Origin of the sequence: [Clostridium] symbiosum ATCC 14940, assembly GCF_000466485.1 — a bacterium.
Taxonomy (GTDB): Bacteria; Bacillota; Clostridia; order Lachnospirales; family Lachnospiraceae; genus Otoolea; species Otoolea symbiosa.
Window position 1 is genome coordinate 1 of the sequence record NZ_KE993045.1, and the last position, 16,719, is coordinate 16,719.

At 48.8% G+C, this 16,719-nt stretch carries 15 protein-coding genes; 2 read left to right on the top strand and 13 right to left on the bottom strand.

Annotated features, from left to right (window positions below; all coding sequences use genetic code 11):
- The first annotated feature begins 267 nt into the window (after nucleotides 1-267).
- The gene (locus CLOSYM_RS21295; protein WP_172681951.1) at nucleotides 268-906 is read left to right on the top strand and encodes an N-acetylmuramoyl-L-alanine amidase; all 639 of its coding nucleotides are present in this window, start codon (nucleotides 268-270) and stop codon (nucleotides 904-906) included.
- A 119-nt stretch (nucleotides 907-1,025) separates the two neighbouring features.
- On the opposite strand, the gene bioA is transcribed toward CLOSYM_RS21295, so the two are convergent.
- From bioA to CLOSYM_RS21335, 8 genes are all read right to left on the bottom strand, one after another.
- On the bottom strand, nucleotides 1,026-2,384 hold the full coding sequence (gene bioA, locus CLOSYM_RS21300; protein WP_009297273.1) for an adenosylmethionine--8-amino-7-oxononanoate transaminase: 1,359 nt from the start codon (nucleotides 2,382-2,384) through the stop codon (nucleotides 1,026-1,028).
- Complete coding sequence (gene bioD, locus CLOSYM_RS21305) at nucleotides 2,384-3,139, bottom strand: dethiobiotin synthase (protein ID WP_003500958.1); 756 nt, start codon at nucleotides 3,137-3,139, stop codon at nucleotides 2,384-2,386. Before bioD ends, bioA begins: the two co-directional genes overlap by 1 nt.
- Before the next feature lie 22 nt (nucleotides 3,140-3,161).
- Nucleotides 3,162-3,758 carry a biotin transporter BioY gene (locus CLOSYM_RS21310; protein WP_003509915.1) on the bottom strand — a complete coding sequence of 199 codons (597 nt, stop codon included), beginning with the start codon at nucleotides 3,756-3,758 and terminating at the stop codon, nucleotides 3,162-3,164.
- A 292-nt stretch (nucleotides 3,759-4,050) separates the two neighbouring features.
- Complete coding sequence (locus CLOSYM_RS21315; RefSeq protein ID WP_003500962.1) at nucleotides 4,051-4,923, bottom strand: YitT family protein; 873 nt, start codon at nucleotides 4,921-4,923, stop codon at nucleotides 4,051-4,053.
- Between the two features lie 43 nt (nucleotides 4,924-4,966).
- Nucleotides 4,967-6,376, bottom strand: a complete 1,410-nt coding sequence (locus CLOSYM_RS21320; RefSeq protein ID WP_044903106.1) for a sigma-54 interaction domain-containing protein — start codon at nucleotides 6,374-6,376, stop codon at nucleotides 4,967-4,969.
- A gap of 274 nt (nucleotides 6,377-6,650) precedes the next feature.
- Nucleotides 6,651-8,015 carry a sodium/glutamate symporter gene (locus tag CLOSYM_RS21325; protein WP_003509921.1) on the bottom strand — a complete coding sequence of 455 codons (1,365 nt, stop codon included), beginning with the start codon at nucleotides 8,013-8,015 and terminating at the stop codon, nucleotides 6,651-6,653.
- A gap of 69 nt (nucleotides 8,016-8,084) precedes the next feature.
- Nucleotides 8,085-9,197, bottom strand: a complete 1,113-nt coding sequence (locus tag CLOSYM_RS21330; protein ID WP_021643789.1) for a tyramine oxidase subunit B — start codon at nucleotides 9,195-9,197, stop codon at nucleotides 8,085-8,087.
- Between the two features lie 48 nt (nucleotides 9,198-9,245).
- The gene (locus CLOSYM_RS21335; RefSeq protein WP_021643790.1) at nucleotides 9,246-10,409 is read right to left on the bottom strand and encodes an alanine dehydrogenase; all 1,164 of its coding nucleotides are present in this window, start codon (nucleotides 10,407-10,409) and stop codon (nucleotides 9,246-9,248) included.
- Nucleotides 10,410-10,726: 317 nt separating this feature from the next.
- Between CLOSYM_RS21335 and CLOSYM_RS21340 the strand changes: the two genes are divergently transcribed.
- On the top strand, nucleotides 10,727-11,209 hold the full coding sequence (locus CLOSYM_RS21340; RefSeq protein ID WP_021643791.1) for a GNAT family N-acetyltransferase: 483 nt from the start codon (nucleotides 10,727-10,729) through the stop codon (nucleotides 11,207-11,209).
- 131 nt (nucleotides 11,210-11,340) lie between these two features.
- On the opposite strand, the gene CLOSYM_RS21345 is transcribed toward CLOSYM_RS21340, so the two are convergent.
- The 5 genes from CLOSYM_RS21345 to ggt form a co-directional block, all read right to left on the bottom strand.
- On the bottom strand, nucleotides 11,341-12,483 hold the full coding sequence (locus tag CLOSYM_RS21345) for a M14 family metallopeptidase (RefSeq protein ID WP_021643792.1): 1,143 nt from the start codon (nucleotides 12,481-12,483) through the stop codon (nucleotides 11,341-11,343).
- 12 nt (nucleotides 12,484-12,495) lie between these two features.
- Nucleotides 12,496-12,642 (bottom strand): hypothetical protein, encoded by a 147-nt coding sequence (locus CLOSYM_RS22850; RefSeq protein WP_009297281.1) that lies wholly within the window; start codon nucleotides 12,640-12,642, stop codon nucleotides 12,496-12,498.
- Nucleotides 12,643-12,657: 15 nt separating this feature from the next.
- On the bottom strand, nucleotides 12,658-13,926 hold the full coding sequence (locus CLOSYM_RS21350) for a TRAP transporter large permease subunit (protein WP_003509929.1): 1,269 nt from the start codon (nucleotides 13,924-13,926) through the stop codon (nucleotides 12,658-12,660).
- A 73-nt stretch (nucleotides 13,927-13,999) separates the two neighbouring features.
- Complete coding sequence (locus CLOSYM_RS21355; protein ID WP_021643794.1) at nucleotides 14,000-14,653, bottom strand: DUF6305 family protein; 654 nt, start codon at nucleotides 14,651-14,653, stop codon at nucleotides 14,000-14,002.
- A gap of 87 nt (nucleotides 14,654-14,740) precedes the next feature.
- Nucleotides 14,741-16,579 carry a gamma-glutamyltransferase gene (gene ggt, locus CLOSYM_RS21360; protein WP_003500976.1) on the bottom strand — a complete coding sequence of 613 codons (1,839 nt, stop codon included), beginning with the start codon at nucleotides 16,577-16,579 and terminating at the stop codon, nucleotides 14,741-14,743.
- Nucleotides 16,580-16,719: the final 140 nt, after the last annotated feature.

Genomic DNA, 16,719 nt, shown 5'->3' on the forward strand with positions numbered 1-16,719 from the left:
ATTCCGGCCGGATTCCCCCTCCACGACCAACCTCTCACGGGGACGGAAGTCTCAGCAAGAGCCCCCTCACCACACCGGACATGGTCCGTTCCGGACGCGTCCTCCTACCTCAGTTAAATCTCCATTTCAAAATCGGCATGAACCCTGATTCTGCGAATATACTTTTTATAACCGTAATTGATTTCAGGTGAAAATGTGTTAAAACGGATTGTAAAACGGCTCACAGTGGAAGCGGCAGCCGGATTTGTCCTGCTGACCGGGGTATTTATGATGACGCGGTACGCCGGACTGTCGGTGTCCGGAACCAGTGTACATATTGGAAAAGAAAAACCGGTAGTCGTCCTGGATGCCGGCCACGGCGGAAATGATCCGGGTAAAGTCGGTGTGGACGGCAGCCTGGAAAAGGATATCAACCTGGCGATTACACTGAAACTGAAGGAATATCTGGAACAGTCCGATGTGGAGGTAATCCTGACAAGGGACGACGACAAGGGCCTCTATAAGTCCAGTGACAGCAGCAAAAAAATGGCCGATATGAAACAGCGCTGTCAGACAATTGCAGAGACGGATCCGGATATCGTCGTAAGCGTCCATCAAAACAGCTACCATCAGGAAGCAATATCCGGCGGTCAGGTATTTTACTATAAGGGTTCGGAAAAGGGTAAGAAGCTGGCCGAAAAAATACAGAAAAGGTTTGATTATGTTCTTGGTGAAAAAAATACAAGACTTGCCAAGGCGAATGACAACTACTATCTCCTCCTGCATGTGAAATGCCCCATCGTGATTGTGGAATGCGGCTTTCTGAGCAACTGGAGTGAGTCAAAGATGCTGAATTCGGAGGATTACCAGGATCGGGTGGCATGGACGATACATATGGGAATTATGGAGTATTTAAACCAGCGGTAGACTGTCTGTATCAGAGAAAAACGGTTCCCGGGATTTTCTTCCTGAGGCGGCCCGCTGCAGCGGCAGAAAATTCATGCCGCTGCAGCGCGGAGTCTGCCGGGGCATGAATTTTCTTCTGATTACCGGAGCCTCTCAACCGCCTCTATCGCTGAAACGCACCGCGTGACAGCCTGCTCCAGTTCATCCTCATTGATAATTAACGGAGGATTAAAATAAAGCACATTGCCGAGAGGCCGGAGAATCAGCCCGCGCTCCAGAGCTTTTTTATACACCTGGTAGCCTACCCTCTCTTCCGGGGGATAGCCCTTCTTCGAAGCTTTGTCCTCCACCAGCTCCAGCGCATGAATCAGCCCTATATGGCGTATCTCACCGACATGAGGATGAGAACCAAGACGTTCCGCCAGCTTTTCGGTCAGGAAGGCAGCCCTTTTTTCAGCCTTTTCCAGAACCCGGTCCTTTTGAAGAATGGAGAGAACCGCCAGACCGGCCGAGCATCCAAGAGGATTGCCGCTGTAGGTGTGGCTGTGCATAAATGCTTTTCCCTCGTTATAGTCGGCATAGAATGCCTCATATATCTGCTCTGTCGTAATGGTGATAGCCATCGGCATATAGCCGCCTGTCAGCCCTTTGGATATGCACATGATGTCCGGGCTGACACCGGCATGCTCGAAAGCGAACATTTTTCCTGTCCTGCCAAACCCGGTAGCTATCTCGTCCGCTATCAGCAGGATTCCCGACTCATCACAGAGCTTTCTGAGTTTTTGGAGGTAAACCGGAGGATAAATTCTCATGCCGGCGCTTCCCTGGAGCAGAGGCTCAACAATGATCGCGCATGTCTCCTTTCCGTACCGTTCAAATGCCGTTTCTGCCTCAGCAAAGCATTCCGCCTGACAGCAGTCCCTGCATTTGCCATAAGGACAGCGGTAGCAATCCGGCGCTTTTATCTGAATAGTATCCATCAGCATCGGTTTATAGATTCTCGCATACAAATCCATGCTCCCGACCGATAAAGCCCCGATTGTCTCTCCATGATATCCTTCTGAAAGGCACATAAACCGCTGCCGTTTGGGATGGCCTGTCTGATACTGGTATTGAAAACTCATTTTCAGGGCACACTCGACGGCAGCCGAACCGTTATCGGAAAAGTTGAACCGGGTCAGACCTGCCGGGATCACCTTCACAAGCTCTTCACACAGTTTTATCGCAGGTTCGTGGGTAAAGTTTGAAAATATTACATGCTCCAGCCGGTCGAGCTGACTCTTTACCGCTCCGTTTATCTCCGGATTACAGTGCCCCAGCAGATTACACCACCAGGAACTGACGATATCTATGTACTCTTTCCCATATATATCATAGAGATGGACGCCTTCTCCCCTGTCTATAACAATAGGTTTTAACGTTTCATAATCCTTCATTTGGGAGCATGGGTGCCAGATATGCTTTAAATCCCTCTCCTCTAATGTCATTTGCCCTGCCATTATTTCCATTCCTCTCTTTTCTCAGACTGTTTCCCGTATAGAGCAGCTAAAAAACCGGCGTCGGTATCCAGCTCATTGCTGCCTTCCCCGACACATGCAATAACCGGGATTTTAGTCAATTCTTCCACCATCTTTTTATTATCCTCTTCCATTCTGCTTCCGATATGACAGCGGTTGAGTATTATTCCCTTTACTTCCAAATTCCTGTTTCTCATATATTCTGCCGTCAGGACTGTGGCATTGATAGTTCCAAGCCCTGCGTCCGCTACAATGACGGAGGGAAGGTTCAGTTCCCTGATCAGGTCTTCCAGAAATATCTTAACTTCACCGCTCTTTGGCCCGTCATACCGTATTGGACAGACAATTCCTCCGCTGCCTTCCATAGTAAGGTAATCGTACTGCTTTGCCGCACGGAGGAAGCCATCGACGACCGTTTTCATTTCCACCGGGTTTCCTTCAATCTGTGCGGCGAGATGAGGAGAAACGGCATTTTCATAAATATAGGGCACCATCTCTTTAGCCGACGCCCCAAGCTCTGCCTCCCTGTTAACATAATCGGCGTCACCCGGTATCAGGCTGCCGCCCACTCTTACCGCGCCGCTTAGAGCCGCTTTATAATACCCTGCATTATAACCGGCCTGCCTGAGTTTCTTTATCAGCAGGCCCGTCACATATGTCTTTCCTACGTCAGTCCCCGTTGCTGTTATAAATAATCCTCCGCCTGCCTGTTTCCCGTTCTTCTGTTGTCTGTCCATCTGTTGTCAGCTCCTCTCCTGTCTATTCTTTTAAACCGGCCGTTGCCTGTTTCCCGTTCCTTCTCACTTCAATACCGAGAACCGGGATAATCCGTCTGCCGAGAGCCGCCCCCAGTATGCACAGGGCAATGTCCCCCGGTACAGCCAGCAGAAAACAGTAGAGAAACAGCGGCCAGATTCCTATCGGCGAATCGATTACATAATTTCCAATCACATAGTAATACACCATGCCGAACAGATATACCACAAACAGGCCTGCGAAGTTTGCGGCAAGAAGCCTGCCAAAGCCCGGCTTCCTTCCGCCTTTTTCCGCAATCGCGCCTGTCACCCAGGCTCCTGCGCAAAAACCTATCAGATAGCCGAAGCTGGGCCTGAACAGATATCCAAGGCCTCCCCCCTCTGCAAAAATGGGCAGGCCTGCAAGTCCAAGCGCCACATAGACGGCAACACTAAGCGCCCCTAGACGTTTGCCCAGCAGCAATCCCGCCATTGTGGTAAAAAGGAACTGGAGCGTAAAGGGAACTACCGGAACCGGAATCTTGATAAAGGCTCCCACCGCCGTAAGTGTGGTAAAAAGGGCACAGACCGTCATGTCTCTTACGTTTAATTTCTGTCTCATACATCCTCCTCTATTGACTGTGTGATGAATTAAATATACCTGTGCAGGTCTCAATTGTCAACCTATTTTTATTTTTAGTTAACATTAGGGTCAGACAAACCTGTACGTCCGTATTTATTCCTGTGGTAATTACGCAGTGCGCTCCCTGCTGCCCTGCTGTTAAAGAAAAAAATACCGGGAAAAAGCGGCCTTCCGGCTGCTGCTTCCCGGTATTTTATTGACGACAACCTGTGCGCAGAGCGTGCAGGTTATCGTTTGAAGACGGTGGCCTTTGCACGGCGCATGCAGGTTATCATTGCACCGCGTCAGAGAAATCCTTAAATCCCAGTCCAATTACCTCCGTTGTCTCTGTCACCATGACAAATGCATTTTCATCTGTTTCGTGGATAATTCTTTTAAGCCTTGCAAATTCCGACTTTCTGACCGTACAAAGTACAACCGAAGTCTCCCGGCCGCTGTAAGCTCCCTTTCCCGGCAGTATTGTTGCGCTCCGATCCAGCTCCCTTATGATTCTCCCGGCAATTTCATCGGGATGTGCGGTGATAATCGACGCCTTGCTTCCCGCATCGCTCCCGTAAATAATCGTATCAATCACCTTTGTCTGGGCATACAGGCTGATCATGCCGAACAGGGCTGCGTCCACATTGCGGAAAACAAAAATTGAAAGGGACAGGATAATCCCGTCTATGATCAGGAGAGCACGCCCGATTTGGACATGGGGATATTTTTTCTGAAACAGGTATCCGGCCACATCGCTTCCTCCGGTAGTTGATCCGGACAAAAAGATAAATGCCATTCCAATCCCCACCAGTATTCCGCCGTAGAGGCTGCTCATCATCCGGTCTCCCGCATAAACCGGACAGATTGGCGCCACCACGTAATCCAGAATAATGGAACAAATACCGCAGGCCACCGCCGTCCGAAGCGCGAATCGGCGGCTTAGATAAAACCAGGCCAGAACCAGCAGCGGCAGGTTCACCAGAAGCGTCATCCTGCCCACCGGCAGGCCGGTGACATAATTCATCATCAGGGCGATACCCACTGCTCCGCCCGGCGCAATATTGGCCGGCACGATAAAGCTCTGGGTCCCGACACTGTATATCAATGCCCCTATCACCAGAAGCAGCATATCTCTTACTGATTCTTTGTTAATCCTTCCACTCATTTTTATGCCTTTCTTCCCGGCAAACCAATCTTTCCGAAGGCATTTACAAAAGGATTCCGTATTGTTTTACCTTTCTTTGAAGGGTCTGCCTGGGCACGTCTAAAATTTTAGCAGCCTCCGAAATATTGCCCGCCGTGACGGCCATTGTTCTGGCTATAATGCCCCTCTCGTATTCGCCGACGGCATCTCTCAAAGACGGACAGAGGGTATCTCCCTCCTCCGCTTCTTTTTTCACACTGCTCTTCATTTCGCAAAACTTATCTTCGATATCTTCGAACTTCAGCATATTGCTGTTTTCCCCGACCATACTCATTCCGTATACGATAATATGCTCCAGCTCACGGACGTTGCCGGGCCAGTCGTATTCTTCCAGTCTTGCTAACAGTTCTTTTGAAACATACTGTACATTTTTATTAAATGTATCATTATGCTTGTTTACATAAAATTTAACAAAATGGGCGATATCCTTCTTCCTCTCCCTCAAAGGCGGAATCGTAATGGACATCATGCTCAGCCTGTAATAAATATCACGGCGCAGCTGCCCCTCTTCAATTGCCTTCAAAGGTTCTGTGTTAATCGCTGCGATGATTTTCACATCTACGGATTTTGCTTCCCTTGCCCCCAGGCTCCTGAAGTGACCGTCCTGAAGAACACGGAGCAGCTTCGACTGGAGATGAATCGGCATCGAGTTGATTTCATCCAGAAAAAGCGTCCCGCCGTCAGCCAATTCGAATAAGCCCTTATTTTCCGTGGCCCCGGTAAAAGCTCCTTTGGAGGTTCCAAAAAGAATACTCTCAAGAAGCGTATCCGGCAGGGCGGCGCAGTTCTGGGCAATAAAAGGCTTATCCCTTCTTGCGCTCGTATTGTGGATTGCCTGGGCAAACACTTCCTTGCCCGTCCCCGTCTCGCCGCATATCATGACAGGCAGATCACAGGCGGCCACAACGCTTATGTACTCCCTTGCTTTCTTCATTTTCTCGTCTACGGCAATGATATCCGCTATTGTAAAGAAAGCCGTGTTCCGGTTGACCAGCTTTCCTGAGCTGCTGACGGGAAAACTGGAATAGCTTAATTCCACCCGCTCCGAATTCTGTTCCAGCTCTTCCTCCGACTCCTGCATGGACAGATCAATGGCTCCCACAATCTGTTTTCCGCTCTTGATAGGGATGGACAGGGAGGTGATCCGGATTTCCTCCTTGCCCTGGGCCTTCAGAAGCTGGTTCTCAATATAGACCGGAAGTCCCAGTTCCATAGCTTTGATGGTAGTGCTTGTCTTCGGATCCAGATTCTCATATACATCTAAAAATTTCTGTCCCACCAGCTCATATGGTTCCTCCTGGCTGGAGAGCTTGTTGTTCAGTTTGGCTGTGAACAGGATCTCCCCCTCCAGGTTGATAATTGTAATGCCGTCAATATAACCTTTTCCGTGGAACAGTTTCTTCATTAATTCCATTATCCCGCCCCCTCTTTCACCATTTCTCTGCACCGTCGTATCCTATAGAACGGCAGCATAAGTATAAAGAAATAGTATCAAAGATTGCAAGGGATTACAATACGTCAGATTGTTACTATTCACAGCCCCGCTGAAAAACGCGGTTCTACGAACAGTAACACGCTTCGCGATGCACAGAAACGGTAAAAACTCCGTTTCGCGCCGTATAACTCGGGATTTTCACTCAAAATGCGAGTGAAAACGCCTCGCGGAATAGCGGCTGTGAATAGTAACGTCAGATTTCCCCTTCGGCCGGCCGGTCAAGCGGCAGCTTCAGCCACCACCATTTGAATATGACATTGACTATAACGCAGGCCGCCATAACGAGAAGATAAAGACCGATAAACTTCCAGTGGTTTCCGTTCAGCAGCATCATTGGTCCCATCGACCATGCAAACATTTCAATCGGCGTCGTAAACGGCGCGGCAAAGGCCGTATCATTTAATGTCTTGGACAGGTTTTCCGGATCCACAATGCGCAGCAGGATAAATCCGATTGCAAAAACGCCGGTGGAATAGCCGAAAACAAAAATCGAACGTTCAAACCAGCTTCCCTTGTTCATGGCAGGTCCAAAGAACATCAGTGTCATAACAACGATAACAATTCCGCAGAGCAAAAGCATCGCAAGAGGAACCGCATATTTAACAATTACCGAAATCTTGATGGAGGCAATTCCGAAAAACACCAGATAATCCGTGGCTGTACCGGAAATACGGCTGATTACATTTTCGTCCACGTATTTGCTGACTCCCACCTTTTTAAATACAAGAAACATGACAATGGCGATTAGAAAAGCTACCAGATATGTAGGCAGATCCAGTCCGGTCACGTTAAATATCCACTTATTTAAAAGCATTCCCGCCCCGGAGGCAACCAGGAGGATTGCCAGATGCCAGGCCAGCGGATCCAGTACCATCGAGGATACCGGCTCCTGCCCCATGGATTTACGTTTTTCATCCGGGATCAGCCCTGTCTTTAAGTCGCCGGAAATATACTGAAAACTCTTGACATATTTTGTCCAGCCCCGCTTTGTTCCCAGTTTTATGAAGAACAGGCCTCCGAATATGCCCGCCAGGATGCCGACAGTGGCACAGGTCATGGCAATATCCATTGCATCCGTATCGCCCAGTCTCTGGAACGTGGAGCCGACCGCTGCCGCCGTTCCATGTCCTCCGGAAAATCCGGATGCCAGGAGAAGCCCGAATCCATAATTAATGTCCGGAAACAATTTAGATATTACAAGGATTGAAAAAAGCGGAGCAAGACTGAACTGGATTGCCTGAGCCAGCACTTTGTAGGAGAAATATGAGCCGATGCGGTCCACCTCTGCCTTAAAGTCATTCTTTGAAAAGGAAAATCCGTTGATTCCCACTGCCGCAAAAATCACAATAATCAACACTCCTGCATAAGAGCCGATGGCCTCTGAAAACGGCAGGATGTTAAGCCCCTGGCTTCCCAGAGCCAGCGCAATGAAGCCGGCTATCATACTGGCAGGAACGAAAAATTTCTGAACCACTTTCACTTTTGCCCGGATGAGCTGTCCAATCATAATAAACAGTGAAGCTATTGCAAAATCAAGTAAAAAATCATTTACACTCATATAACCCTCCTGCATTTACACCTTACGGGCCGGAATCACCCCTTCGCTTCCGGCCCTCCGCCTTTTGTCCTACGTCAAGTCTCCCCAAAGATTCAGTCGCTTTCCAATGCCCTGTTCCAGGGCATTCCGGTAAATGGTATATCCCCAGGCCAAATCCTCGATCGGCATTCCATCCATAATGAAAATCACCTTTTCCTTGTCGTCGTGTCTTCCCTCGGCTTTGCCTGCCGCCACATCTCCCAGGCCGGTAATATCCTCTTTCCTGATTTTCCCATCCCAGACCAGATCCATCATGAATCCGCAGATGCCGCTCAGATTCTTTCCAAAGCCGCCTTTTGCATTTCTTAATTCCTCCGCATATGCCTCGTACATCTCCCAGTTGTCAACTACAATCCGTGAATCCATCATCAAGTTTTCACTGATGTCCGCGCTGGCCGGAAGGGTAAGGAGCGCCCCCTCCTTCAGCCATTCATCCTCTATCCGCGGGGAGACACTGCCCGATGTGGCTACATTAACTACGTCGCTCCCTCTGACCGCTTCTTCCACAGAGGCTGCCACTTTAACACTCACCTTGTATTTTTCCCTTAATTCCTCCGCATACCGCTTTGCGGCTGCCTCATCGATGTCGCAGAGACGGATCTCACGGATCGATTTCAGTACATCCATCAGGGCTTCCAGGCACGCTCTGCCTATTACTCCGATACCGATGGCGCTTACCGTCTCCGCCTGATTTCTGGCAAAATACTTGGCTCCGACCGCAGGTATTGCTCCCGTCCGCGCAGCGCTCAGCGCGTTGGCTGACATGATGGCGAGAGGCGCTCCCGTGTCCGGGTCATTCAGCACCGTGGTCAGGATAGAACGCGGCAGGCCCTTTTCCCGGTTGGCAAGATTAGAGCCATACCATTTTTCACCGCATACATGGAATCTTCCGCCCAGGTACCCGATCAGGGCCATAAATCTCCGATCCGGCCCTTTGACCGGCATCCCGGAAAAGGGTGTCTCCTTCGGGAAATAGATCTTGATTCCGTGGGAATTATGGTTGGGAGCCCCCATCAGATAATCTCCCTGACCCAGCAGGTCAAATACTTCATCCATTACCTGGATGCAGGTATGTATGTCACCGGCTCCCGCTTTAACTGCATCCGCCTCAGACAGAAATAAAAAGTCCAGATTATGATTCATGTCAGGCCTCCTCTCATTTTATAACGCTTTACCGTACCCAGCATGCAATTACATTTGAATAAAATTGCCGGATTTTGTTCCCGTGGCAGGCGGTGCCGGATCCAGTCTGCGATCTGCTATCTGAAGTACATCCTCCGGCCGGATCCACGGCCTTCCCTGAATCGCGCTCGTCTCCTCATGCGTCAGAAATCCTTTATACGCCGTGAGGCTTCTTCTCAGATAACCGTCTCTTTCGCAGGCTCCCGCCACACCGTTCTTCATGATGCTTCTGAAATGAGGAAGCACCGAGGCCGCATAAGCTATGGAAGTGGACTGCGCAATGGCTCCCGGAATGTTGCTGACACAATAGTGGACGACACCTTCTTCAATATAGCGCGGATTGTCATGAGTCGTCTCATGGAATGTCTCTATCGCGCCCACGTCGTTGCTGATATCGACAATAACGGACCCCTTTTCCATTGAACGGACCATTTCACGGTCAATCAGGAATTCTTTGGCGTCTTTCGGCCATTTTACACAATTATAAACCACGTCAATTTCCGGAAGAAGCTTTTTGATATTATAGCGGTTGGAAATCTGGGTGTTAACTTCTTCGTTAAACTGCTTTCCGATTTCCCGGAGCGTTCCGATATTAATATCCATCACAGTCACCCAGGCGCCAAGCGAGTGGAGCACGGAGGCTACGGACTTGCCTACAATTCCGCCGCCCAGAACCAGCGCTTTAATACCGGGAGCGCCGCCGAGTCCATTGACAAACTTGCCCTTGCCGCCGTGAATCGCCAGAAGGGAATCCAGTCCCATTAAAGCGCCCTGCTTGCCGGCCGCCTCGCAGTTTGGCGAGCCATACCGGTGAGAATCCTCCGCTGTAAAGGCAATGCATTTGCTGTCCAAAAGAGCCTGTACCTCCTCAGGATGGGCTGCCGGATGAATACAGGTAAACACAATCTGATTTTCACGGAGCAGGCCGTATTCTGAAGGTTCAAATTCTTTCACCTTTGCAACAAAATCGCATTCGCCGTAAATCTCCTCCTTTGTATCAACCAGCTTTGCACCTTCTGCCGCATAAGCCTCATCGCTGAAGCCGGAGCCTTCTCCCGCCCCCCTCTGAACGTAAACCTCATGTCCGTCTGATGCAATCATGCTCACCTCTGCCGGTGTTGCGATAACGCGGTACTCTCCAACCTTGATATCCTTCAATACTCCAAACTTCATGATTCTTCCTCCACTTAGATTCTATTTTTTTCTGCCGGCGCCTTGCAGTATTTTCTTATAGCTATATAATAAGCAATTTACGTGCCAACTTTACCGCTCTGCCATAATCAAGTAAAAAGCCTTGAAACATAAAGGGTCCCATACCCATGAGCAGGATATGTAAGTCCTTTTGTCTCATTTTCGGTCAATTAATATGCCCATTAATGAGCTTTCAACGCCCAAAAATGAGCTTTTTATTTTATTACTGATCAGACTGTTATACATTGCAAAAGCCTCTGCTCACAGAGCATAAGACCTGCAGCTTGAAAGGAGATGGAATGAGTATAGAAATAGTACCCGCATACAATTTCCAGGAGGAAATCCGAGAGTTATTGACAGAATACACGGATATGTTAATCGAGGGAGATTCAGATATTAAAAATTATCTGGAGCTACAGAACTACGATGAGGAATTAGAAGATTTACAAACAAAATACGGCCTGCCTTATGGACGGCTTTACCTGGCTTATTCCGATAAAGAGCCTGCCGGGTGTATTGGGTTAAAGAGAATTGATAATAAAAACTGTGAGGTAAAGCGCCTCTATGTCCGTCCTGCCTTTCGCGGCAGACATATCGGCCGCCTGCTCATGGAGCAGATTATACACGAAGCTAAGGAAATCGGCTATTCCCATATGCTGCTGGATACGCTGCCGTTTTTGCAAAGTGCAATACACATGTATAAAAAGCAGGGTTTTTATGAAATTTCCGGTTACAACAACAGCCCTATGGATACATCAATCTACATGAAATTAGATTTATAACTTCCTGCTGCCTGGTTATACGGAGAAAAAGCATTCTTTCGGCCCGGGATTCCCGTTTCGAAGAATGCTCTTTCATCTGTCTGTTATGCAGGCAAACCGTAAATCGCGCCTGGTTTTTCCCGGGGCTGCTATCAGTTCAGGTACTCACCCAGCTTATGGCCGCCTGTTGTCAGCTCTTCATAGGTAGGAATGCCTGTCATGATAAGCTCCCCTTTTTCAGCTCCGTATACTTCATTAAAAGCTTTCATATACTCTATGCATCCCTGTAAATGTCTTCCGACACGCAGTTCCAGAGGAACTCCGTTTTCATCGTAGGGGATATACAGATAGCCAAGCTCAGATGCCTTCATATAACAGTTATCTTTACCGGTTAAAATCAGAGCTTCGTCAATCTTTCCGTGGAGACGTCCCTGAGCCGGGTTTCCCGTCTCCATCAGAAGAGCCAGCGTATTGGTGTGATCCCCCAGCTCACGGTGTGTTAAGCCGTGCAGGGAAACGGGTGACGGCTCCAGCGACATATTGATTCCTGCCATCTGCAGCTCCAGGATTCCCATGGAAGCCATATTCATTGCCCTCTCATGGGCAACGGTTGCATTGATGGTCGGATACTCAGGAGATGCCTCATGTAGATCCATCTCCATATCAATATCCAGCGTATTGATCATATTCGTAATCGCATAGGCAATCTGTTCCGTCAGCGTGCCGTCCTTTACGCCCGGATAAGCGCGGTTGATATTACGCATCTCGCTTCCGGAAAGCGTCTGTCCCGACGTGTGGGTATATACGTCCGGATCCGGCCACTGGTCAATCGGATTGGAGGCACGCGATCCGTATACAAACTGGCGCGTACCGCTCTCTGTCTCAAAATGATAGAAATGGGGAGAGCCCTCCTGCGGATCATTATGTGTGAATGCACTGTTGTCGGTTCTGGGAATTACATAAACCGTACCGGCTTCCACCTTACCGCTTTCAATCATCGTGATTGCCGCCATATGTCCCGAAGGCTCATTGGGATGAGTCCCGCCAAGTACCAGGAAAGAACCTCCCTCTTTTTCACCCTGCATCACATAGACAGTTGTATCGCCGAATGTACCTTTTAAATTCTCATTATATTCGCTTAACTGGAAAGTTGACGTCACCCCTTCACCGGGGATAATTACTTCCTGATAATGTCTGAAATCGTAGAAATCTTTTCCGGCGACTACGGCAACGGCGATACTTGCTACGGCGCAGACTGCTGTAACGAGATTTTTATGTGTCTTAAAAAATTCCATTTTCAGTCCTCCTTATTTAATCATCAGGACGCGCAGTAAAAGAGGTACCATTACCATACAAGCGTTCACCTTCATTGACGGAGCATCTTCTTTGTACATGTCAATTGCTGTAAATACAAGGAACAAAAGCGCAATGGCTCTGTAAATCAATGTAATCATATTTGTATCCCCCTTTTAAAACCATCCTGCAATTGTCTTTGAGAAATAGATGAATACCATTCCGTATACAAGCATTACTGCCATCGGAACCATACATCTCTTCAGAACCTTTACATAGTTGTCAACACCGGTAATCTTAGCCGCAAAGAGGCCGGCCAGAGCAGTCGGCGGCATCATGTCGCCAAGTGCTGCGATGAAGGACAGCGCCGCAATCGTAAATACGGTATCCATATTCAGGAATGCCAGTGCAAACGGCACGCCGAGTACAGAGGAAGCGCCAAAGGAAGATACGGCGCCGAACAGCGGGATGGATACGCCGGCTGCCAGCAGACGCAGGCTTTCCGGAAGTCCCAGACACGTCATAACGATAAATCCGCGTACGCCGGTCAGTGTCATAACCTGGATAAACATGCCAACGCCCATCAGGATACCCATAACCGGAAGAGAGCTGTGAAGCGCCTCCTGAATCGTCTCCACCGGGTTCACCTTGCGGCCTGTAAACAGGCCTACAATTGCACTGATCAGGAACATCAGAGGCATTCCGATATCAGGAATTATCTTGAATATCTTTGTAAGCATCATCAGAATCACGAGTACGAACAGCGGTATGTAAATCCGGAACCCGTACTTTTCAGCCACTTCCTTGTTTAGATGCGGTTCCATTTTTTCATAATCCATATTCCTCGCCTGTTTCAGTCCCAGGAACAAAACCGAGAAAATAGCCACAGGGATGGTCAGAATCAGAAGAGGAGCGCCAAATCCGACGAAAGGAACGTCAATACCTCCGCCGATAATCATGGCCGGAAGGTTAACCGGAGGCGCAATCATACCCAGAAGGCCGCCCATGGCAATCAAAGCTGCGGCCGTCACCGTATCGAGTCCCATAATCAGAAGTACCGGAGCCATAATGCTGCCCGCAGACAGTACCGCTGCTGTGGAAGAACCTGTAATCATACCCGGGAACATGATAACCGCCATGATGAGAATCAGCAGAATTGCCGGATGTTTATGGAACTTTTTAATGATAACGGCGCTCAATGCGTCCAGAGTACCTGATTTTTCTACCACCTTCATAAATACCATGGCGGTTGCAATAACAAGAATCGTATCAATGTAAGAGAACGTACCTTCTACCAGATGGCGGATCGGAAGTCCTTCCCCCCCTGCCAGGCAGCCGCCGATTGCAGAAAGCATCATGGACACGCCTACCGGAAGCTTTGCCAAAAAACAGCCGAGCATGAAGATACCAATCATTACGATGAATATAATAAGTTCGTGAGTCACTTTTTACTCCTTTCTGTCCCCTTATGTAAATGGGGCCGCTGAATTTTTGCGGCCCCGTTTGACAGACTTTACATTATTTACCGAAAATAGTCTTCAGAGGCTCTACTGCTCCAACCTGATTGTCAATAAATGCAGTTGCAACGCCGTTTTCTGTTACGATACCCTTCATAAAACCGTCGCTGTCACCTTCCGAGACAATGATTGCCGCATCGGCTGCCGCTAAAGCATCCGGGATGAATTTGTCAGATAAGGTACCGCGTCTTGCGCTGCCGCCGATATGAAGCGCTATGATCGTCATTCCCTGCTCCTCAGCTTTTGCAATGACACTTTTTACACGGTCTAATTCCTGATTCTCATCAACTCCGGCGGCGCCGAGACCCTTGGAGCTTCCGCCGATAGCCAGAACCAGAGTCTTGTAGCTGCCCATATCGTCTGCCGTAACAGTAGCATTTAAGTCGCTGTCGATTTCACACTTTTTAAGAAGTGTCTGAACTACGTTGACATCGGCGCTCTGTCCCACGCTTGTAAGAATAATCGGTCCTTCCGCAATGGCTTCCGTAATTTCCTTAACGTCTCCGGATGCCGCTTCACCGCCGGCTGCAGGTGTCTCAGTTTTTGCCGCCTCCTGTGTCGCTGCAGGTGTAGATGTTGTATCGCCGCCGCAGGCCGTCAGGGAAGCTGCTGCCATGGAAAGGCATATTAATGCTGCTGCTAATTTCTTTTTCATTGTCCTGTCTCCTTTTTCATTGACTAGATATTTTGATTTGTTTCGAATGTTTAATATTTTAAAATAATTATGTACTCATCTTGCCGATTAATAGCCGAGAGCCTTGCCGTCACGTCTGGGGTCTGCTCCGCCCAGCAGTGTTCCGTCTTCACCGTACATTACGGCGTTTACAGAACCAAAGGAACGGTTAAACTCATCATTCGGCTCTACCGTATTTCCGAGTTCTTCCAGTTTCTTAATCGAGTCGGCATTAAGACGTGTCTCATACTGAATCGCACTTGTCGCATTGTTATACAGACGCGGTGCGTCAATTGCCTCCTGCATGGACATGTCAAAGTCAATTACGTTGCTGATAATCTGTGTAACGGTTGTGATAATCTTTGTTGCTCCAGGAGAACCTAATACCATAAATGGAGAACCGTCCTCTTTCAGAACTACAGTCGGGCTCATAGAGCTTAACGGAACCTTATTTCCTGCAATTGCATTCGGGGATTCCGGGTTTGCCGAGAAGTCATCCATCTCGTTGTTTAATACAAAGCCGTATCCGTCCGGAATAATCTTGGCGCCAAACAGGCCGTTAACTGTCTGTGTTACGGAAACCATGTTGCCTTCCGCATCGGCTACGGAGAAATGTGTGGTATCCTCATGCTCATACTGCCATGGGCTGATCTGCTCATATTTGCTTGCTACAGCCGGGTCAATCTGTGCTGCCAGCTCTTTTGCACGTTTTTTAGAAAGAATCCCGTTTACAGGAACTTCCACATAGTCAGGATCTCCCATGAACTCTTCACGGTCATGGAAACACATCTTAAACGCCTCGGTCATAATGTGAAGCTTCTCCGCAGAGTCAAATCCCATGGAGGCGATATCAAAATTTTCCATGATATTCAGCGCTTCAATTACGTGCGTGCCGCCGGAGGACGGAAGCGGGGAAGAAATAATCTTGTATCCGCGGTATGTGCCGGTTACCGGTTCCATTACCTTCACTTCATAATTTGCCAGGTCATCCATAGTGAATAAACCGCCGTATTTGTTAACCGTATCAACCATCTTCTGGGCGATTGCACCTGTATAGAATGCATCTGCTCCGCCGTCGGAAATAGCTTTCAGCGTTTTGGCAAGATCCGGGTTCTTAAATGTATCTCCCACCTGATAATTTAATCCGTCCGCATTCAGGTATACATTTCCGAACTCCGGATAATTAACCATTGCATCATAGGAACCGAACATGTCGTTATAAAGAGTGGGGGTAACGATATATCCTTCCTCAGCCAGCTTAACGGACGGAGCAATTACCTCTTCCCAGGTCACATTCCCGGAACCGTATTTTTCAAAAGCGTATTCCATTCCCTTTACGTTGCCTGGAATACCGACTGATTTTCCGCCGATGGCCTTCTGGTTGCCGATAACGTTTCCCTCAGCATCAAGCTGCCACATATCAGGCGTTGCCGCCGCAGGCGCTTTCTCACGGAAGTTTACAAATACGTCTTCTCCGTCTGCGCTGTGGATTGTCATGAATCCGCCTCCGCCGATACCGGAAGAGTTCGGTTCCGTTACACCGAGTGCAAACGATACCGCTACTGCTGCGTCAACCGCATTTCCTCCAGCCTGAAGAACTTCAAGGCCGGCCTTGGACGCCTCATATTTTCCGGATGAAACTACTGCTGTTTTTCCCTCCGCGCCTCTGCCTTCCAGCGTCAGATTGCCGTTCTCATCCCAGAGATACCATCCCTCTCCGTCAGTCACGCGGTTCCCGGTCTCAGCTGCCTCTTCTCCAGCTCCTGCGCTCTCTGCTTCCGTGCCGGCCGGCTGTGTCTCTGCCGCGCTTTCAGCCTGTGTTGAGGCCGTCTGGCCGCCGGAACATCCTGTCATGGCCGTCATAAGGGCCGCCATTGAAAGGGCAATAAGTTTCTTAGACTTTCTCATATAAGTTCCTCCTTTTCCTCTTCCCATTAAAAAGTTGCTAAAGTTATGATAATAAACCAAAACCTTTTTGTCTATTTTTTCCCATTTTTCTCGCGGAGAACTTTAATTATGGAGATTTAGTTAAGCAGGTGAGGACGCCG